Raw genomic sequence first — 18839 nt, 5'->3', positions numbered from 1 at the left:
ATGAAAGATTCGATTAAAGATACGTATGATAAATTAGCGAGTACATATAAAGAAAATCTAGATTTCGCAAATCCATATAACAGTTATTATGAAAGACCGGCGATGATGGAGCTTATTCCAAAGGAACTAGAAGGAAAAAAGATACTAGATGCTGGATGTGCAGCTGGATGGTATACTTCTCAATTCATAGGAAGAGGAGCAAATGTTACAGCAATTGATGTAAGTCCTGAAATGGTAAAAGCCGCGAAAGAAAGTATAGGGGACAAAGCAACGTTCCTTTGTCATGATCTGCAAGAAACATTGCCATTTGAAGATAGTACGTATGATGTGATTGTAAGTTCGTTAACTCTTCATTACTTAGAAAATTGGAATCAAGTATTTCAAGAATTTCGTCGTGTATTGAAGCCAGGTGGAGAACTTATTTATTCTACTCATCATCCTTTTATGGATTTCACAAAGTTTCCATGTGAAAATTATTTTGAAAAACAGTTATTAATAGATACTTGGGTTAAACCGAATATTACTATTGAAGTCAAGTTTTTCAGAAGGTCATTACAAGACATAATAAATGAAACTACAAATTATTTTGTATTAGAAGAGATAGTGGAACCGAAGGCAATTGAAAAAATGAAAGAAGTAAGCGAAAAATCATATCATTATTTAAATATGAATCCACATTTTCTTATCATAAAAGCAATTAATAAATAGCTAGTAAAATAACTTTGTTTTACTAGCTATTTACAGTTTTACATTATATATTAGGAGACTTTAAAATGAATAAGAAACGAAATAGAGTATTATATGCACTATTTACTATAGTTGTTATTATTTTAGGTCTTAGCTCAAGAAAGTTTGCTTTTGCACTACCACATCTATTAAATGATTACTTAGGTGATGCTTTATGGGCATTAATGATTTTCACTGGCTTTGGATTTTTGTTTCCTAAAACAGAAACGAAGAAGTTGGCTTTTATTAGTTTAATGTTTTGCTACGGGATTGAAGTGAGCCAATTGTATCATGCGGAATGGATAGATAACATTCGTGCAACGACTTTGGGCGGACTCGTGTTGGGATACGGTTTTTTGTGGAGTGATTTAGTGGCTTATACAATTGGTGTTGGAGTGGGGATACTGTGTGAGGTTATTTTTCGGAAGAAATAAGAATGGTAAAAGGGGTATTTGTAAATGGAACAAACACTGGAAATTGCAAAGTTTTGGTTTCAAAATGAACATGTCACAGTTACTGTAATTCAACCAAAAGCAGCGAAGGTTATATGCAAGAATAAAGAGTATATTTTAAAGAGAACGGGATCGATAAAGCAACTTCTAGTTGAATTCGATGTTTTGGAGCAACTGTATGAAAAGGGAATTAAAGTACAGAGAGTAGTAAAGATAGAAAATGATGAACGATATGTATTATATAAAGAAAAATATTATTGCTTATATGAGTATATTGCCGGAAGTGTTTTAGAAATAAAAGATACGAATAAGCTGGAAGGGCTAGCAAGTACAATTGGAGAAGAAATAGCTAATCTGCACAAAGCATTACATTCGGTGAATAGTGACCATGAGTTAATAAAAAGAGATTTATATAAGACGGTATTTGAATGGGCTATACCGATTTTAGAAAAGAATGAGCATGTTCATCGAGAGGTAATTCAAAAGATGGAGCGAATGCACACAGCTTTTAAGGAAACGGTCCATCCATTACCGAGACAAATTATTCATCGTGATATGCATCTATCAAATGTAATCTTTAAAGATGATAAACTGGAAGGGTTTATAGATTTCGAAAATTTAGAAAATAATGTAAAAACATTTGATTTATGTTATTGCTGTACAAGTATATTAAGCGGGCTATTTAGTGATGAAAGATTAAGAGGGAAATGGTTACATATCGTTAGCAAAGTCTTTGAAGGTTATTATAAACAAAATGATTCAACGAAAGAAGAACTAAAAGCCATTTGGTATGTTATGCTTTCAATTCAAATTATCTTTATTGCTTATTTTGTACAGTTACCAGATTTATTAAAGTTAAATGAAGAAATGTTCTTCTGGATTTTTGCTAATAAGGAAGATATTGAAGAAGTTATAGAAGGTATCGTAAAGGTATGAAAAAAATAATATTAATTGGTTCTGGTGGTTCAGGAAAATCTACATTAGCAAGGCAGTTAGGGAATAAATTAAATATTAAGGTGCATCATCTTGATGCATTATTTTGGAAACCGAATTGGGAAGGTGTTCCGAGAGAAGAACAAATAACAGTTCAAAATAACTTAATTAAAGATGAGAAATGGATTATTGATGGGAATTACGGCGGGACGATGGGTATAAGACTGAATGCAGCTGATACAATTATCTTCCTTGATATTCATAGAACAATTTGTGTTTATAGGGCTTTTAAAAGAATTGTAAAATATCGAAATAAAACTAGACCGGATATGGGCGTGGGATGTGAAGAAAGATTTGATTTGCAATTTTTTAAATGGATATGGGAATATCCTAATGCTAAACGACCTACAATTTTAAAAGGGTTAGAGCAATTGTCCGAAGAGAAAAAGGTTATTGTTTTAAAATCTCCAAATGAGGTTCGGAAATTTTTAGAGCACATATAATAATAGAATGTGACACAACAATTCTTTGTGGATCTTACCGATTAGTTTAATAAAACTAATCGTTTTTTATTATGAAAAATTTAACGCTTTTTGAAAATTGTATTTTGTAATGAGTATATGACTATAAGTTCATATAAAATGAACGTTTGGAGGAATAGAAAATGACTAATGATTTAATTCAAATAATCGATTCATTAATGGTCAATATTCCAGCTGGAGAGGTAGTATTAAGAGATGATCGACTAAAAAAAGAATGGCTAGTACAAATTCAACCATTTCTTCTTGCAAAGTATGCTGTAACAACGGAACTATATGATGCTATTACAAATAGTACCTCAAATAATATTGAAAATAATTATAAACCAGTTGTAAATATATCATGGAACGATGCAATTGCTTTTTGTAATGTACTTTCAAAAAAAGCGGGATTAAAAGAATATTATTCTATTAGTGATGGTGGTCAAACTGTTAGATATAATTTAGACTCAAATGGCTACCGATTACCATTTGAGGCAGAGTGGCAATATGCATGTAAAGCAGGTACAACCGGATATACATACGGGAAACTTCATGATATAGCGTGGTATAATGAAAATTCAAATGGACAAATTCATGACGTTGGCCAAAAGGAACCGAATGCATGGGGACTTTATGATATGCTAGGGAACGTTTGGGAATGGTGCTATGATTTGTATGATGAAAAAGTGTACGGATCATACCGCATTTTTCGTGGAGGTAGTTGGGCGGAGGCAGCGAGAGGTTGCGGCGCTACTTGTCGTCGTCGAAGCCATCCTACATTTCATATAGATGATCTCGGTTTTAGACTTGCTAGGTCAATTTAGCAGGAATATGATACGAAGGGGATCCATACTCTTGCCAACATAGGAATGATTTAACGTAAGGAGTGTTTATAATGGCGCGTGTTTTATTTATTAACGCTGGATCAGAAGGACATATAAATCCAACTTTGCCAGTTGTAGAAGAATTGATTTCTCGCGGTGAAGAGGTTGTTTATTTTTCAATAGAAGCTTTCAGGGAGCGGATCGAGAAGACAGGTGCTACTGTACGAACGATTGATGATCAAAAATTTATAAAAGCGTTTCTATCTGGAGGCAGAAATTATTTACAGGAAAGAATAAACGGCCTTCTACATACAGCGGATGTTGTTATACCTAGTGTTCTAGAACAAATTGAAGGTGAGCATTTTGATTACATAATTCATGATTCTATGTTTGGCTGTGGGCACTTAATTGCTCAAATTCTTAAACTGCCAGCCATAAATTCATGTACGTCTTTTGCGCAGGATGAAAAATCTTTTGAACAAACGTTAAGTTATCTTTCGAAAAATATCCCGCTGGAAGCTCAGGATAGAATCCATAATGATTTTCAAAGCTTAGCAAAAGGGATTGCTGAAAAATATGGTGTTGAAATAAAATCACCGTATGAAGTTTTCTGTAATCCTGCACCCCTTACTATTGTGTATACAATTAAGGAGTTCCAGCCTTTTGGTGATACGTTTGATGAAACATATAAATTTGTAGGACCATCTATCTCTGCAGAAGTAAAAAACAAAGACGTTGATTTTATTTCAATTGAAGAAAAAAGCCCGATTTATATTTCATTAGGTACTGTTTTTAATGAAGCGCTTGATTTTTATAAACTTTGTATGAAGGCCTTTGAGAATAGTGAGCATACAATTGTCATGTCTATTGGTAATAAAACGAAAATAAGTGATCTAGGTGAAATTCCTAAAAACTTCATTGTGAAAAATTATGTGCCTCAAACTGAACTGCTTACATATACGAAACTATTTATTACACACGGCGGGATGAACAGTACGCATGAAGGACTGTGTAACGGGGTTCCGCTCGTTGTAATACCGCAAAGTGCAGATCAGCCAGTAATCGCAAAACCAGTGGAGAGTCTTGGAATAGGAGTTCAGTTACATATGAAAGATATAACCGAGGATCAACTACGTGAAAATGTGGAACTAGTATTAAATAGCCCTTCATATAAAGAAGCTGCTTTGAATTTGAAGGAATCATTCCGAAAATCAGGTGGATATAAGCAAGCTGTTGATGAAATTTTTACATTTGTGGTTCAATAAAAAATGAAATTATACATTAGAAAAGTATCTATATTAGATTATATAGATACTTTTCTGTTATATGAAGCGAGGAATTGATAATATGGAAAGAATGAAAATACTAAATGTGAATTTTGAAGATATGACAGCTACACCATTTTTTCAAGTGGGGGCAAAATTTTTATTTAACTGTATAATTCTTATTTTTAATATCTAGTATGGTTAAAACTAAGGCACTGAGAGATATAAGTGCAAGAATAAAAGTTAACCAGTTAAATGTATTGTCAATTATGAAGTAAAGATGATAGATAAATATATTCAGTTTTTATTTTAAAATGTTATGACTTAGTTTTACGTGTTAGTAATAATTTCACTGTTTCTGCACAACTTCTGCACATGCTTAGGTGATTTCTATGTCATGATATATTCATAAAGTGAAATATTTCACAAGAAAAAATATATTTTCACTGCGGTGTATGCATAATTAACACATACATCGGTACAAGTTTGTCTCTTGTTATTCTTTTACATCAAAGCCCACATTCTACTACAAAGTATAACAAGAAGGAGACATGAATATGAATAATCGATTTTTAAAACAACTACAAAACATGAAAATGAACAAAAAAAGTCTAGGAGCTGTAGCATTAACAGCTGGAATTATTAGTACGACCCTTATTCCGCAAAATGCTTATGCGCACGGTTTTGTTGAAAAGCCTGGTAGTCGATCCGCTTTATGTAGTCCAACTTATGGTGCACTAAATGTAAACTGCGGAAGTGTTATGTATGAACCGCAAAGCTTAGAAGCTCCAAAAGGGTTCCCACAAGGTGGTCCAGTTGATGGACAAATCGCTTCTGCAGGCGGAAAATTTGGCGGTATTTTAGATCAACAAACAGCAAATCGTTGGTTTAAAAATACAATCACTGGTGGGGAGAATACATTTACTTGGAAGTATACTGCGCCTCACTTAACGAGCAAGTGGCATTACTATATTACTAAAAAAGGATGGAATTCAAATAAAGCGCTAACAAGAGCAGATTTTGAACCAATTGGAACTGTACAACATGATGGTTCTGCAGCTTCAAATAATTTAACTCATAAAATCAATGTACCTACTGATCGTAGTGGATATCATGTGATTTTAGCAGTATGGGATGTAGCTGATACAGCAAATGCATTCTATAATGTAATTGATGTTAATCTTATTAATGATGTGAAACCAGACATAGAAGCGCCAAGTATTCCAAATGGACTTCAGACGAAAAAAGTAACAGCGAATAGTGTAGAACTAACATGGAACTCTTCTACGGATAATGTAGGGGTAAAAGGATATCAAATCTTCCGTAACGGAGAGATGATCGATACAGTACTAGGCACTCATTTTATTGATAAGAAATTACAACCAAGCACAAAATACTCTTATACTGTAAAAGCAATTGACGCAGCTGGAAATGTATCGAAAGAAAGTACAGCGCTTACAGTAAAAACAACAGTTGAGACTCCTGATACAGAAGGACCAACACAACCAAAAGGATTACATAGTATGGGAACGACAGCGTCAAGTGTGGATTTAATGTGGAGTCCATCTGACGATAACATTGGTGTAGACCATTATGATATTTATAGAGAAATAGAAGGATCAATGAAAAAGATTGCAACATCCAATACAACTTCTTATATGGATAAAAATCTGATTGCTAATACTACTTATAAATATGTAGTGAAAGCTGTTGATGTAGCTGGAAATGAATCCGTACAGAGTGATATATTCACAATTACTACAAAAACTGAAAGCGCTTCACATGAAGCGTGGGATGCAAAAAAAGCATATAAAAAGGGAGATAGAGTTCTACACGAAGGAAAAGTATATGAAGCAGTCCAGAGTTATCAAGGAAATGGTGATCCAAACTGGATTTATGCATTATCATTATGGAAAACAGTGTAAGCTTTACCTAGGTATGAACTAAGAGATGATGGGCTTTGATGCAAAAGGGAATCTTGAGAATTCACTTTTCTATTAATAAAAAAGGGTAGTGTATGAATACATAAGATTCATATACTACCCTTTTTATTATGATAACACTTTCGTCATAAGTATGTGCGGAATGCCATCTTCCATAAATATATCAGAAGAAGTTTCATAGTCTAATTTTTTATAAAATCCTTCAGCTTGTGTTTGACCGTGTAGCTTCACTTTTGTAACTTGTTCGTTACGAGCAATTTCTTCTAAGGTTTGAATGATGACTTTACCTAATCCGTATGTACGATAATCTTTTAAAATACAAATACGTTCTAATTTTCCTGCGCCCTCAACAAATCGTATACGCCCTGTGCCTACAGGAAACTCATGATAATAAACTAAAATATGTTTACATTGCTCTCCGATTTCATCGAATATATCGAATTCATCTGCAAGAGGGACACCTTGTTCTTTTACAAATACTTCTTTTCGAATGTGAAAGGCAGTTTCTAAATCAGTAAGTTCTGTTATAAGTTTGGATTGCAAAATGTTCAGTCCTTTCTAGTGTAATCAGCTTGTGTTTTCATAGTATATCATAATAAAGTGCTATTAAGAGAAGATGAACATACTAAAAAGCCAACTTTAAAAAGTCAGCTTTTATTACAATTCCTTTATCCCATTTTTAGTGCCGATAATTGCTTTACTCGTCATACTTATAAACAATCCTGTTTCAACTACACCAGTAATCATTTTTAATTGGGTGTGTAAATGGGCAGGATTAGAAATATGATTAGAGAATATACAATCGATAATCATGTTATTGTTATCGGTTATATAGGTTTCATTATTTTTCAAACGTAATGTTGTTTGACACCCTAAAGACTGAATTTTATTTTCGGTTTGTTTCCATGAAAAAGGGATGATTTCAACAGGTAATGGAAAATTACCTAAATGTGTTACAAGTTTCGATTCATCAGCAATGATAATTAGTTCTTTAGAGGAAGAGGCAACGATTTTTTCACGAAGTAATGCACCACCACCGCCTTTTATAAGTTGTAAATTTGAACCAATTTCATCCGCTCCATCAATTGTAAGATCAAGACTTTGTACGTCGTTTAACGAAATTAGGGGGATATTTAGTTGCTGTGCTAATGCTTCAGTTTCCTTTGATGTCGGTACAGCTTGAAATGATAATCCTTCTTTTACACGCTCACCTAATTTTTGTATTGTCCAATATACAGTAGAACCTGTACCAAGCCCAATCTTCATGCCATCATTTACAAAGTTAGCAGCATATTCGCCAGCGAGTTGTTTTAAATTCATCGCTTTACTCCGCCGGACGTGGCCCAGCATCAAGACTTGAATTTTCAACTGTAAGTACCGGACGAACGACTATATCTTTATGTACACGCATTTGACAAGATAATCGTAAATGATCTTCAATCCCTTTTTCCGTCATTGCATGTTTCTCATTCGCACTCGCTTCACAGAAATCACCTGCTAGTATTTCTACTCTACAAGTTGTGCAACGTGCATTCCCGCCGCAACGATGGAGAATGTTGACACCGCTATCTTCAATTGCTAGTACTAACTTTGTTCCTTCTTTCACATCAAAAGTTCCCGCACCTTCAATTGTTAATTTTGGCAAATTTGTTCCTCCTCACGTAAAATTGTACATAACATATTTATGACCGCGAATTCTTGAACATAAACATTATTTTTTTATATCCCCGTAACTTTTTTAAATGTAGAATCGTTTATTAAGTAAGCGCTGAAAAGGAGTGGTTATTTTGTGCACAAAAGTAACTCATGTTTTAAAGAACCATATCGATATGAATCATTCAAATATAAATTTTTTAATTGAACAATATGGAGAGCTAAAAAGATACTGTACTTTTTTAACGAAAAACAAATGGGATGGAGAAGATCTCGCCCAAGAAACAGTGTGTAAAGTGCTTCAAAAATATAGAAATAAAGATATTTGTATGACACTCGTCTATAAAATAGCTAGAAATCGTTGGTTAGATCAGATGAAGTCTAAGTCTGTTCATGAAAAAATAAGAGAACAAATCACTTTTGAAGAACCACATGAGAACATTGCAGATTTGCATGAAATGGTAGGGAAAGTATTGTCTTCATTAAATGTACAGCAATCCGCAATTTTATTATTAAAAGATGTTTTTCAATATAGTATCGCTGATATTGCTAAATTGTGTTCTGTATCAGAAGGTGCAGTGAAAGCTTCTTTATTTCGGAGTAGAAATAGGCTGAAAACTGTAAGTGAAGAAGGGATCGAGATAGTCGAATTCACAGAGGATATTGAAGTTGTTGTAACGTCTATTCGTGAGGAAAGACCGGAATTGTTAACGAAACTTCTTCCGACAATAGATTTTACTAAGTTACCATCTAAACAGCCAGTCTTATTATTTAGTGTGAAAGAACCTTCTTCCTACAGTTGTATGCTTTGCGTTGCATAACAAGTATTGGAGGGATTTAAAATGAATGCAATTCCATATGTAGTAGAACAAACAAAATTAGGAGAACGTTCCTATGATATATATTCAAGGCTATTAAAAGACCGCATTATTATTATCGGTTCAGAAATTAATGATCAAGTAGCGAGTAGTGTCGTAGCTCAACTATTATTTTTAGAAGCAGAAGATGCAGAAAAAGATATATATTTATACATCAATAGCCCAGGAGGTTCAACGACAGCAGGTTTTGCAATATTAGATACGATGAATTTAATTAAACCAGATGTACAAACGCTATGCATGGGCTTTGCGGCATCATTTGGTGCATTGTTATTATTATCAGGAGCAAAAGGAAAACGGTTTGCGCTCCCTAACAGTGAAATTATGATTCATCAGCCGCTTGGTGGTGCACAGGGGCAAGCAACAGAAATTGAAATAACAGCAAAAAGGATATTAAAGTTAAAGCATGATATTAATAAAATGATTGCAGAAAAAACAGGCCAACCGATTGAAAGAGTAGCGCATGATACAGAAAGAGATTATTTTATGACCGCAGAAGAAGCTAAGGAATATGGAATTGTAGATGATGTTGTTACGAAAAAATAAGATGAAAAAGGCTAGAGGATATGTTAATTCTCTAGCCTTTTTATTAATCTTTTACCCATTCATCAACTAATGCTTGATTTTTTTTAATCCATTTTCGCGCAGCTTCTTCAGGATCTTTTGTTTTATTTAACGTGACCATTAACGTTCCAAGTTGTTCATCGGTCATTTTCCATTTATCAAAGTATTTTATAACATCTGGGTGATCTTTTTCAAAACCTTTACGAACGGAGTAATAAATGTCATCTTTTTCACCATATACTTTCTTAGGGTCTTTTAAATATTTTAAGTCAAATTCTGAAAAACCCCAATGCGGATTCCAAAGCGTAACAGCGATTGGTTTCTTTTTCGTATATGCTTTCTTTAATTCACTCATCATCGCAGCTTCTGAGGATTGGACAAGTTTTAGTTTTATATCATATTCTTTCATTGCTTTATTCGTTAAATTCATAAGACTACTACCAGGTTCGATACCGACAATTTTATTATCTAATTCATCTTTATGAGCATTTAAGTCTTCAATACTGTTAATATTTTTCACATAGGAAGGTACGACTAGACCAAGTCCAGTACCTTCGTACCATTTTGATTTTAAGACAATATCATCTTTATAACGATCGTTTAGCGGCTTATCCGTAACGGGTAGCCATACTTCTAAATTCGCATCAACATCACCACGAGCGACACCAGTCCAAATTGCGGCTTTTTCTAAATACATGAGCTCAACTTTGTAGCCTTTTTCTTCTAATAAAACTTTCCACATGTTTGCAGTTGCAATATTTTCTTTCCAACTTGTTACACCAAGTTTAATTTTTCCTTTCGAATTTGCATTTGTTGCATTACATGAAGTGAAAATCATAGTAATAAATAATGCAAGGCATATAAACCAAATTTTCTTTCGCATCGAAAACCTCCTAAGTAGTGTTTGCCTTATTAAATAAATGTATAAGTAAGCATTCTTATTATGAACGGAAACGAGAATTTTAAAGAAATCTTATGAATGTCATTTTTATGTAATATTTCTTTGCAAAATCGCAACACTATGTGAATAGATGGGTAGAAAAGGAGTAGTGACATGGATAATACAAAGGTGCGTGTTGAAAACGTAACAAAAGTATTCGGGAAACATCCGCAAAGAGCCCTTTCTTTATTAAAAGAGGGGAAAAGCAAATCGGAAATTTTAAAAGAGACAGGAATGAACGTTGGTGTAAAAAAAGCAACGTTTGAGGTATACTCTGGAGAAATTTTCGTTATTATGGGTTTGTCTGGTAGCGGGAAATCTACGCTAGTTCGTATGTTAAATCAATTGATTAAACCAACTGCAGGTCATATATACATAGATGGTGAAGACATCGCAACGATGGGAAAAGAAGAGTTACGGAGAGTAAGAAGAACGAAAATGAGTATGGTATTTCAGAAGTTCGCTCTATTTCCGCATCGTACGGTTATACAAAATGTTGCATATGGTTTAGAAATACAAGGGGTTTCGGTAGAAGAGCGAGAGAAAAAAGCGTTAGAATCGCTACAGTTAGTAGGACTCGATCATCATAAAGATAATTATCCAAGTCAACTTAGTGGTGGTATGCAGCAGCGCGTTGGAATCGCAAGAGCACTAACGAATAATCCAGATGTATTACTAATGGACGAGTCATTCAGTGCATTAGATCCACTTATTCGAAAAGAAATGCAAGATGAATTGTTAGAGTTACAAGATAAAATGGAAAAAACGATTATATTTATTACACATGATTTAGATGAAGCGCTTCGAATTGGGGATCGTATCGCATTAATGAAAGATGGAGAAATTGTCCAAATTGGAACGCCAGAAGAAATTATGATGAGCCCCGCTAATGAATTCGTAGAAAAGTTTGTTGCGGATGTGAATTTAGGAAAAGTAATTACAGCGGAATCTATATTAAAACGACCAGAAACTTTATTAATTGATCGTGGACCACGTGTAGCCCTTCAAATTATGAGGAATGCAGGTGTTTCAACTGTATATGTTGTCAATAAAAAGTATGAGTTTTTAGGTATATTAACCGCGGATGATGCGAGTAAAGCAGTTCAAAAACAATGGCCGATTGCTGATTTATTACTTAATGATATTCCGCATGTGTATTTAGATACTTTACTGGAAGAGACATATGCAAAAATGGCGGAGATGAAATATCCGTTACCAGTAATCGATGAGAAGAAAAGGCTAAGAGGAATTATTAAACGTGAAAGTGTCATTCAAGCTCTTGCAGGAAACATTGAGGAAGAGGTGAAAGACGATGAATAATATACCACGTATTCCTTTAGGAGAATGGGTCGACTCATTTGTTGCAAGTTTATATGAGCACCTTGAAGGCATATTCCGAGGGTTCTCTTATATTATCGGCGGATTCGTTGATTTACTCACTAATTTTTTAACAATAATACCGGCCATATTGATGATTATTATCCTTTGTTTCCTCATTTGGTACACAACGAGAAAAGTATCATTAATTATTTTTACACTAATCGGCTTATTGTTTATTTTAAATATTAACTACTGGGCACAAACGATGCAAACATTAGCACTCGTACTTACGTCTGTTATTATTTCAATTATTGTCGGAATTCCAATTGGAATATTAGCATCTCAAAATGAACGTTTTTCAAAATTTTTAAAACCAACATTAGATTTTATGCAAACAATGCCGGCATTCGTATACCTCATTCCAGCGATTACATTTTTCGGAGTTGGTGTAGTACCTGGAATTATTGCATCGGTAATCTTTGCAATGCCACCTACAATTCGTTTTACTGACTTAGGAATTAGACAAGTTCCAGAAGATTTAATTGAAGCAGCGAATGCATTTGGATCCACAGCATCACAAAAACTATTTAAAGTACAATTACCACTTGCAACCGGAACGATTATGGCTGGTGTGAACCAAAGCATTATGCTTTCGTTATCAATGGTTGTAACAGCGTCACTTGTAGGAGCTCCTGGGCTTGGAGTTGATGTATATCGCTCGGTAACACAAGTTAATATCGGAATGGGATTTGAAGCTGGATTAGCTATCGTAGTAATCGCAATTATATTAGACCGAATTACACAAGGGTTCCATACGAAAAGAAAATAATGACCAAAAAACACACTTTTATAATACAAAGTGTGTTTTTTATTGCATCCAGTTTACTTACGAACGATAACAAAACCTCCAGCTGGTGCACAAACTTGATTTTGCTGTTGTTCCATGGATTTAATTAATTGATTATTTTCTTCGATTAATGAGATTAATTTAGCTAACTGACTTTCAAGGCTAGCGATGCGCTGCATCATATATTGTGAATCATGATGCAATGTAGTCCTTACAGGATGGGGGAATAAACATACTGTTGATTTATATTTGGATTCCAATGAGGATGCATTTGAATCTTTCCTCCTTCAATAAATTACGGATCTTTCTTATAGTAAATGCCTATATATATTTAATGGTTACTTGAAATTTTTTCATTATAAAAGGAGTATGTACAGAAAATGGAAAATATTATATGTGAAGTTAAAGTGCATTTTTTGAAAAGATTCAAGCGAGATAGTGCGTATATTAATACATTTAAGTGAGTGCATGTTGTTTAGGGAGAAATGATGGGAGGAGATGCAATTTTGGCTAAAAATAAAAAAAGAAATGATGCTTTGGCAATAGGTGTCGGTATAGGGGTTGTAATCGGTGTATTTCAAGGGCACTTTACAAATAATTTAGTAATCGGAATTGTGATTGGGATTATAATTGGGATTGCGTTTTTGAAGAAATAATGAGGTGTAAATTCATTTCAAAATTGCAGTATCAAAAGAATGAATATTCGGAATGTTAAACCTGTTTTTTCTTTTTTTGTGATATTATATATGAAAAGGATGGTGATGGATATGTCAACAAACAATCAAGTAGAACAAAACTGCTTCATTTGCGAAAAACATAAAGGAAATATTATAGTTCCAGGTGGAGCTATTTACGAAGATGAACTCGTTTACGTTGGACATGTCTACTGGGATAGTGAAGAATCATACCTAGGTTATGTAATGATAGATATAAAAAGACATGTACCTGGCCTCGCTGAACTAACAGATGAAGAAGCGAAAGCGTTCGGACTTATAACAAGTAGAGTAAGTAAAGCGCTAAAAGAAAGCGAAGGTGCAGAGCATATTTACACTTTTGTTTCAGGAAATGGTGTACCACATATGCATATGCACATTATTCCGCGTTATCCGAATACACCAAAAGAGTTTTGGTCACCAACCGAGATAGCGAAATGGACTGATGCACCATATGGTGACGAAGAGAAAATAAAAAAACTATGCGAAAGAATACGTAAGTATATGGTAAATGAGTATGCATACAACAAATAATACACATTATTCATGGATTGGAAATACAGAAATGTGCTTAGGAAAAATTTCAGTTAAGCAATATGGTGATATTGTACTTGGTAAATATGGCGGGAATATAAGTGCTGGAGCTAAAAAGAATGAAGATGGTGCATTAGTTTGGTCAAATGGAGAATGGGAATTTGCAGCTATATTAGATGGACATAATAGTGCAGAAAGTGTTGATTTAGTAGTAAATACAATCGAAAAAGAATATGAAAATATAAAAGTAATTTTGAATGAACCAATTAATACAGTGTTCCAATCTGTTGAAAATCATATACTGACAATTTTTCAGTCATCTTCATTTAAGGAAAAGTGCAAAAAAATTAAAGGTGAAACAGCTTGCTTACTATGTGTAAGGAAAGAAAATTATATATGGTGGCTTTCTATTGGTGATTGTTTAGTGTATGTATTTCATGAAGAGTTACATAAGCTAGGACAATATGCATTAAATCAACGTCATTTTTACGAATGGATTGGAAATGTAAACACATTTGATTTACCTGTTCCTTGCTATTCATCAGGTATTCGTGAATTACGTACTGGAAAGAACCAAATTGTAATGGTGACAGATGGAGTATTAGAATGCGGGGAACGCCGATATGAAACACCATTAAATCTATATAATAATATGAACAGAAATAATAAAAAGCTTGAAGAAAGTGTTCATCATGTATTAGAGCACGTTCATCATCAATTCGGACGTGATAGTGCGACTATAATTAGTTGGGACGTTGAAAATAAAGAGAATGCCACGTATCCTAGTGATCAACCTGATAAAAGGTAAAGGAGGAGGCCTTTCTGTTTCTTTTGAAACTAATTGTCTTATTGTTATGGATTATAATTTTAATTTTTTTAGAAAAAATCGTGAGGAAGAAGTTAAATATACCGAGACAAACAGGATGGAATAGTAAATATGTCAGCCAATCACATAAATGGGGACAATGGATTATCATTATTTCTTATGTAGTACTTATGATGATAGGTTCAATGTGGAATCCAATATACATGACTTATATACCAATTTTCTTTTTTATGACGTTGTACATTTTTCAAGGATATATGCAGTGGAAATATGATAGGAAAGCAAAAGAATATATTATTTCGTTTGGAATTGTTCCGTTATTAATAATTACAGGTATTATTTTGAATACATTCTATAATACGTATTGGTGATGAATGGTCATACAAATAAAGGGTGAGAAAATGATAAGACCACGTTTACGGGCTGAAGTAATGATTTTAAATGAAGATCATTCTAAAGTACTTGTACAATGCGATGAAAATGAATCATTTTATCGTTTTCCAGGTGGCTCTATTGAATTTGGTGAAACGTCAAAAGAAGCAATAATTCGAGAGTTAATAGAAGAATACGATTTGAAAGTTGATGTTCAAGAGTTAGCAATTGTAAATGAACACATTTTTGAGTGGGACAACGAAAAAGGTCATCATTGTACATGGATACATTGGGGGACTGTTGAAAAAATCATTACAAATGAAATAAGGCATAAAGAGCATGAGGATATTATATTAATTTGGAAAAGTCTAGAGGAATTACAGGAGAAGCCGACATATCCTGAAGGAATTATAAGTTATTTAGAAGAGGATAACCGTAATATAGTCCAATTTATTTCAAATAATTAAATGAAATAATAGGAGGAGTGAAAATGGGAGCTTCTACTTTTTGGATTATAACTATTGTTTTTTGTATAGCTGTCTATTTTCTCGATAAGTTTTTAAGAAAAAAATTGAATATGCCCAAGGGTGGTTTTTGGGGATATAAGAAACATGTAAATAGTCTACATAAAAAATTGGAAATAGGACTACTTTTTATTTATTTAATAACTAGCTTTATATTTATCTTTAAATTTGAAAGTGTTAATATTGCTTATGTCATTTTTACTTATTTAGGTGGGACGTTAATTTTAAGAGCATTGATGGAATGGAAGTATGATAAAGAATCGAAAGAATATATATTTTCGGTAATTGGGGTATTTACGTTTATTTTTATGACTTCGATACTATTTTACTTCTTTCCACCTGCTATATAATAAAAAAATTGATAGTATAAATAACGAGATGACTAACGAATAAGAAACCATTTACTTAGGAATAAATGGTTTCTTATTCTGTGTATGAAATTCTGTCTTCTTCATTCAATCATTTATTTTAGCTAGTATGAATGTAATGAAATTTGTTTTATCCTCTGCATACTTATGTTTATCAGTAGGATTAGCTTGTGAAAGTTGAATTTTTAATTGTTCATACTGTATACGAGATGCTTTATTGTCTATTAAGTAATCTCGAAATTGTAATTGTTCTATTAAATATTTATTTCCTTGTTCATACATATGAATTTGATGAGTTCGTGGCTCTCCTTTATTAAAATAGTATCGTTCAGGCAGTACATCTTTTCTATATTTATAGTTTAGTAGTTCTAACTTTTTGATACACTTTAAACCATCTTTATAATCTACTAGTTCAATTGCAATATCAATAATAGGTTTTGCACTTAAATGTGGAATAGAAGTACTACCAATATGGTGTATCGCCAAAATATGTTCGCCAATTTGTTCCTCAATGATTTGTTTCTCTTTCATAAACTCAATTTCCCATTCTTCAGTCCACGGCACTAAAAACACTTTCCCATACGGTAAACCTAACATTTAATTAGCACCTCTTTCAAAAAGTTTATTACATTTTCTTAAAGCTTCTCAAAACAAGGTGTTCCCACAATCTCCAAGGAAGAATCTTCTTCATAAAGATCATAAATTTTACACCTTTACCGATTGGATATCGTAAATTTGTACGCTTAGATTCAGCAATTTCTACAATTTTATTAGCAACATCTATCGGATTATCAAATGTATCACTACCGCTATTAATATGTTTTTGTATTTTATCCATATATTCTTTGTAAGGAGATGTTGTATCAGATTGGTTTTCAGCTAGTTGTTTACCAACCGCCCATATATTTGTGTTGTAAGAACCAGGTTCAATTAAAGCGACGTCTATTCCGAAAAGTTTTACTTCTAACCGAAGCGATTCACTCCAGCCTTCTAATGCATATTTTGAAGATACATAAGGAGATAAACCAGGGAATCCAATTTGGCCGCTAATGCTGCTTATATTAATGATTTTTCCGCTTCTTTGTTCTCTCATATATGGTAAAACAAGCTGAGTGATTGATATAGCTCCAAAAAGGTTTGTTTCAAATTGCTTTCGATATTCGTCTACTGGGATTTCTTCTACAAAGCCCCCATTTGCATATCCTGCATTATTTATAAGGAGATCTATTCTATTAATTTCTTTTAAAAACAATTGGAAACTATGTATAGAATTTTGATCTGTTACATCTAATTGTTGAACTTTTATATTTTGCTGTAAGTTGAGTTTAGTAACTTGAGATAGTAAGGTTCCTTGTTTTTCTAGGTTTCGCATTGTAGCGATGACTAAATAGTCTTTTTTCGCAAGTTCAAGCGATGTTAATAGGCCGAATCCACTTGAAGCCCCAGTAATAATTGCAATTTTTTTATTCATTGTTGGCTCGCTTTCTTTTTCTTTTATCATAACGAGATATAAAGGTAAAAGCTATTTATTGTATAAAGATATTTGTTATAATTGAAAATGATTATCAATTAATTTAATTTGTATATAAAAGGGGTGTGGATTTCATGGAGACTAACAGTTTTCATGATATTTTTAATAAATATTTTCATGGGTTACAAGTTGTAGAAGAAAGATATATGTATGTGCCAAAAACAATCGGTAAGGGTGAAGTGCGAAGGTGGAGCTCGTTTTCTGGAATGGAAATAGTGCTATCAAATTATCAGTTTCATAAAAAACATCGTATTCAATTTGCATCGGATGCAGCAATGGTGGAACTTAATTTTTGTTTACAAGGATCCGGGGAAGTACAAGTTGGTCACTCTACAAATAAATTAATGGCTGGAAATAGCTATTTATATTTTATGAATGACTTTGAAGTTCTATTTGAATATGAAAAAGAAACGCCACTATATTCATTAGCAATTGGAATTCCTGTACAGTTGTTTAATCATTTTATGCTAAATTGTGCTATTGAAAAAAGTCATGAGTTTCATACTATAATAGGAAATCAATCTTTTAAAAAGTTTCAAACCCCTATTGATGCCCTAACATCTAATCTTATTAAGAGAATGTTAGAGAATCCCCAAAAGGATCGTATTAATCAACTCGAAATAGAAAGTAAAGCGCTCGAATTGCTTTCTATATACTTTGGGAAAGTATTACTTAATGATCGTGACGCAAATAAAAGGAGTCAATTATCCAAAAAGGATTTGAATAAAATAAAACAAGCTGAAGAAATTTTACTTCAAAGAATGGAGTCACCCCCATCATTATTAGAATTGGCTAAAATAGTAGGATTAAATGATTATAAATTAAAAATTGGTTTTAAAGAATTATTTGGCACGTCCACATTTTCCTATTTAAGAGAACAGCGAATGGAAAGAGCAATGCTTTTATTGCGTTCGGGAACTAGTAATGTGACCGAAACGGCAGTTGCTGTTGGATACAATAATATTAGTCATTTTTCAGAGTCATTTAAAAAGAAATATGGAATGAAACCTTCTGAAATTTTGCGTATGTATTAAAAATCCGTTATACCGTAAACTCCTCCGCCATTTGGTAGTTGTATTTTGTCATAATCATTATAATTACAATC

Annotated in this window: 24 protein-coding genes and 2 pseudogenes; 19 read left to right on the top strand and 7 right to left on the bottom strand. The window is 33.1% G+C overall.

The genetic code is table 11. The features are described from left to right. The 8 genes and pseudogenes from C4S65_RS12745 (at position 1) to C4S65_RS12710 (ending at position 6646) form a co-directional block, all read left to right on the top strand. On the top strand, positions 1-708 hold the full coding sequence (locus tag C4S65_RS12745) for a class I SAM-dependent methyltransferase (RefSeq protein WP_086406286.1): 708 nt from the start codon (positions 1-3) through the stop codon (positions 706-708). Between the two features lie 65 nt (positions 709-773). Further along, on the top strand, positions 774-1160 hold the full coding sequence (locus C4S65_RS12740) for a DUF2809 domain-containing protein (protein ID WP_086406285.1): 387 nt from the start codon (positions 774-776) through the stop codon (positions 1158-1160). A gap of 24 nt (positions 1161-1184) precedes the next feature. Further along, complete coding sequence (locus tag C4S65_RS12735; RefSeq protein WP_098838576.1) at positions 1185-2114, top strand: phosphotransferase; 930 nt, start codon at positions 1185-1187, stop codon at positions 2112-2114. Further along, entirely contained in the window at positions 2111-2614 is a 504-nt protein-coding gene (locus C4S65_RS12730; RefSeq protein ID WP_000720564.1) for a DNA topology modulation protein, read from the top strand. Before C4S65_RS12735 ends, C4S65_RS12730 begins: the two co-directional genes overlap by 4 nt. 161 nt (positions 2615-2775) lie before the next feature. Further along, the gene (locus C4S65_RS12725) at positions 2776-3456 is read left to right on the top strand and encodes an SUMF1/EgtB/PvdO family nonheme iron enzyme (RefSeq protein ID WP_086406284.1); all 681 of its coding nucleotides are present in this window, start codon (positions 2776-2778) and stop codon (positions 3454-3456) included. Between the two features lie 71 nt (positions 3457-3527). Continuing rightward, positions 3528-4721: a macrolide family glycosyltransferase gene (locus tag C4S65_RS12720; RefSeq protein ID WP_098838575.1), complete on the top strand. Its 1194-nt coding sequence runs from the start codon at positions 3528-3530 to the stop codon at positions 4719-4721. 82 nt (positions 4722-4803) lie between these two features. Then, positions 4804-4878 (top strand): annotated as a pseudogene (locus tag C4S65_RS12715) (phosphatase); the annotation flags it as partial. A gap of 400 nt (positions 4879-5278) precedes the next feature. Further along, the gene (locus tag C4S65_RS12710) at positions 5279-6646 is read left to right on the top strand and encodes a lytic polysaccharide monooxygenase (protein WP_086406283.1); all 1368 of its coding nucleotides are present in this window, start codon (positions 5279-5281) and stop codon (positions 6644-6646) included. Between the two features lie 126 nt (positions 6647-6772). On the opposite strand, the gene C4S65_RS12705 is transcribed toward C4S65_RS12710, so the two are convergent. The 3 genes from C4S65_RS12705 to C4S65_RS12695 form a co-directional block, all read right to left on the bottom strand. Further along, positions 6773-7207 carry a GNAT family N-acetyltransferase gene (locus C4S65_RS12705; RefSeq protein WP_097960210.1) on the bottom strand — a complete coding sequence of 145 codons (435 nt, stop codon included), beginning with the start codon at positions 7205-7207 and terminating at the stop codon, positions 6773-6775. A gap of 114 nt (positions 7208-7321) precedes the next feature. Further along, a complete protein-coding gene (gene rpiA, locus C4S65_RS12700) occupies positions 7322-7984 on the bottom strand; it encodes a ribose 5-phosphate isomerase A (protein WP_001049993.1) in 663 nt (220 codons plus the stop codon). 4 nt (positions 7985-7988) lie between these two features. Then, the gene (locus C4S65_RS12695) at positions 7989-8309 is read right to left on the bottom strand and encodes a 2Fe-2S iron-sulfur cluster-binding protein (RefSeq protein WP_001125391.1); all 321 of its coding nucleotides are present in this window, start codon (positions 8307-8309) and stop codon (positions 7989-7991) included. 142 nt (positions 8310-8451) lie between these two features. Between C4S65_RS12695 and C4S65_RS12690 the strand changes: the two genes are divergently transcribed. Together C4S65_RS12690 and clpP are read left to right on the top strand one after the other, a co-directional pair. Further along, positions 8452-9138: an RNA polymerase subunit sigma-70 gene (locus C4S65_RS12690; protein ID WP_000337514.1), complete on the top strand. Its 687-nt coding sequence runs from the start codon at positions 8452-8454 to the stop codon at positions 9136-9138. Positions 9139-9159: 21 nt separating this feature from the next. Beyond that, a complete protein-coding gene (gene clpP, locus C4S65_RS12685) occupies positions 9160-9741 on the top strand; it encodes an ATP-dependent Clp endopeptidase proteolytic subunit ClpP (protein ID WP_000991620.1) in 582 nt (193 codons plus the stop codon). Positions 9742-9784: 43 nt separating this feature from the next. On the opposite strand, the gene C4S65_RS12680 is transcribed toward clpP, so the two are convergent. Further along, positions 9785-10642, bottom strand: a complete 858-nt coding sequence (locus tag C4S65_RS12680) for a glycine betaine ABC transporter substrate-binding protein (protein ID WP_001227627.1) — start codon at positions 10640-10642, stop codon at positions 9785-9787. Between the two features lie 171 nt (positions 10643-10813). Between C4S65_RS12680 and C4S65_RS12675 the strand changes: the two genes are divergently transcribed. Continuing rightward, entirely contained in the window at positions 10814-12019 is a 1206-nt protein-coding gene (locus C4S65_RS12675) for a glycine betaine/L-proline ABC transporter ATP-binding protein (RefSeq protein WP_000370608.1), read from the top strand. Further along, complete coding sequence (locus C4S65_RS12670) at positions 12012-12848, top strand: proline/glycine betaine ABC transporter permease (protein ID WP_001059837.1); 837 nt, start codon at positions 12012-12014, stop codon at positions 12846-12848. The genes C4S65_RS12675 and C4S65_RS12670 overlap by 8 nt, the downstream gene beginning before the upstream one ends. 53 nt (positions 12849-12901) lie before the next feature. Here the strand turns inward: C4S65_RS12670 and C4S65_RS34360 are convergent. Continuing rightward, positions 12902-13137 (bottom strand): annotated as a pseudogene (locus C4S65_RS34360) (hypothetical protein). A gap of 217 nt (positions 13138-13354) precedes the next feature. Here C4S65_RS34360 and C4S65_RS12660 point away from each other — a divergent pair. The 6 genes from C4S65_RS12660 to C4S65_RS12635 all read left to right on the top strand — a co-directional run bounded on the left by C4S65_RS12660 (position 13355) and on the right by C4S65_RS12635 (position 16185). Then, positions 13355-13522, top strand: a complete 168-nt coding sequence (locus C4S65_RS12660) for a hypothetical protein (RefSeq protein WP_000508401.1) — start codon at positions 13355-13357, stop codon at positions 13520-13522. Between the two features lie 90 nt (positions 13523-13612). Continuing rightward, positions 13613-14113, top strand: coding sequence for an HIT family protein (locus tag C4S65_RS12655; protein WP_003307189.1), 501 nt, complete (start codon positions 13613-13615; stop codon positions 14111-14113). Next, positions 14097-14921, top strand: a complete 825-nt coding sequence (locus tag C4S65_RS12650) for a PP2C family serine/threonine-protein phosphatase (protein ID WP_000557594.1) — start codon at positions 14097-14099, stop codon at positions 14919-14921. Before C4S65_RS12655 ends, C4S65_RS12650 begins: the two co-directional genes overlap by 17 nt. Positions 14922-14944: 23 nt before the next feature. Further along, positions 14945-15310: a DUF4181 domain-containing protein gene (locus tag C4S65_RS12645; RefSeq protein ID WP_042972512.1), complete on the top strand. Its 366-nt coding sequence runs from the start codon at positions 14945-14947 to the stop codon at positions 15308-15310. A 30-nt stretch (positions 15311-15340) separates the two neighbouring features. Beyond that, positions 15341-15778 (top strand): NUDIX domain-containing protein, encoded by a 438-nt coding sequence (locus C4S65_RS12640; RefSeq protein ID WP_061666088.1) that lies wholly within the window; start codon positions 15341-15343, stop codon positions 15776-15778. Positions 15779-15801: 23 nt separating this feature from the next. Then, positions 15802-16185: a DUF4181 domain-containing protein gene (locus tag C4S65_RS12635; protein ID WP_061666089.1), complete on the top strand. Its 384-nt coding sequence runs from the start codon at positions 15802-15804 to the stop codon at positions 16183-16185. Between the two features lie 105 nt (positions 16186-16290). On the opposite strand, the gene C4S65_RS12630 is transcribed toward C4S65_RS12635, so the two are convergent. Continuing rightward, positions 16291-16800, bottom strand: coding sequence for a GrpB family protein (locus C4S65_RS12630; protein WP_098838574.1), 510 nt, complete (start codon positions 16798-16800; stop codon positions 16291-16293). Between the two features lie 28 nt (positions 16801-16828). Beyond that, positions 16829-17674, bottom strand: coding sequence for an oxidoreductase (locus C4S65_RS12625; protein ID WP_061666090.1), 846 nt, complete (start codon positions 17672-17674; stop codon positions 16829-16831). Positions 17675-17808: 134 nt separating this feature from the next. On the opposite strand from C4S65_RS12625, the gene C4S65_RS12620 reads away from it, so the two are divergent. After that, positions 17809-18768 (top strand): AraC family transcriptional regulator, encoded by a 960-nt coding sequence (locus C4S65_RS12620; protein ID WP_098316795.1) that lies wholly within the window; start codon positions 17809-17811, stop codon positions 18766-18768. Positions 18769-18839: the final 71 nt, after the last annotated feature.

Origin of the sequence: Bacillus sp. ok061 (assembly GCF_900108285.1) — a bacterium.
In the GTDB taxonomy this organism is placed as follows: Bacteria; Bacillota; Bacilli; order Bacillales; family Bacillaceae_G; genus Bacillus_A; species Bacillus_A thuringiensis_S.
This window is presented reverse-complemented; position numbering and strand designations above follow the sequence as displayed.

Coding starts and splice junctions, on each gene's coding strand:
- rpiA (WP_001049993.1), bottom strand. CDS start 7,984: ATGAATTTAAAACAACTCGCTGGCGAATATGCTGCTAACTTTGTAAAT.
- C4S65_RS12660 (WP_000508401.1), top strand. CDS start 13,355: ATGGGAGGAGATGCAATTTTGGCTAAAAATAAAAAAAGAAATGATGCT.
- C4S65_RS12740 (WP_086406285.1), top strand. CDS start 774: ATGAATAAGAAACGAAATAGAGTATTATATGCACTATTTACTATAGTT.
- C4S65_RS12655 (WP_003307189.1), top strand. CDS start 13,613: ATGAAAAGGATGGTGATGGATATGTCAACAAACAATCAAGTAGAACAA.
- C4S65_RS12680 (WP_001227627.1), bottom strand. CDS start 10,642: ATGCGAAAGAAAATTTGGTTTATATGCCTTGCATTATTTATTACTATG.
- C4S65_RS12625 (WP_061666090.1), bottom strand. CDS start 17,674: ATGAATAAAAAAATTGCAATTATTACTGGGGCTTCAAGTGGATTCGGC.
- C4S65_RS12650 (WP_000557594.1), top strand. CDS start 14,097: ATGCATACAACAAATAATACACATTATTCATGGATTGGAAATACAGAA.
- C4S65_RS12675 (WP_000370608.1), top strand. CDS start 10,814: ATGGATAATACAAAGGTGCGTGTTGAAAACGTAACAAAAGTATTCGGG.
- C4S65_RS12725 (WP_086406284.1), top strand. CDS start 2,776: ATGACTAATGATTTAATTCAAATAATCGATTCATTAATGGTCAATATT.
- C4S65_RS12635 (WP_061666089.1), top strand. CDS start 15,802: ATGGGAGCTTCTACTTTTTGGATTATAACTATTGTTTTTTGTATAGCT.
- C4S65_RS12745 (WP_086406286.1), top strand. CDS start 1: ATGAAAGATTCGATTAAAGATACGTATGATAAATTAGCGAGTACATAT.
- C4S65_RS12730 (WP_000720564.1), top strand. CDS start 2,111: ATGAAAAAAATAATATTAATTGGTTCTGGTGGTTCAGGAAAATCTACA.
- C4S65_RS12640 (WP_061666088.1), top strand. CDS start 15,341: ATGATAAGACCACGTTTACGGGCTGAAGTAATGATTTTAAATGAAGAT.
- C4S65_RS12720 (WP_098838575.1), top strand. CDS start 3,528: ATGGCGCGTGTTTTATTTATTAACGCTGGATCAGAAGGACATATAAAT.
- C4S65_RS12710 (WP_086406283.1), top strand. CDS start 5,279: ATGAATAATCGATTTTTAAAACAACTACAAAACATGAAAATGAACAAA.
- clpP (WP_000991620.1), top strand. CDS start 9,160: ATGAATGCAATTCCATATGTAGTAGAACAAACAAAATTAGGAGAACGT.
- C4S65_RS12620 (WP_098316795.1), top strand. CDS start 17,809: ATGGAGACTAACAGTTTTCATGATATTTTTAATAAATATTTTCATGGG.
- C4S65_RS12670 (WP_001059837.1), top strand. CDS start 12,012: ATGAATAATATACCACGTATTCCTTTAGGAGAATGGGTCGACTCATTT.
- C4S65_RS12630 (WP_098838574.1), bottom strand. CDS start 16,800: ATGTTAGGTTTACCGTATGGGAAAGTGTTTTTAGTGCCGTGGACTGAA.
- C4S65_RS12735 (WP_098838576.1), top strand. CDS start 1,185: ATGGAACAAACACTGGAAATTGCAAAGTTTTGGTTTCAAAATGAACAT.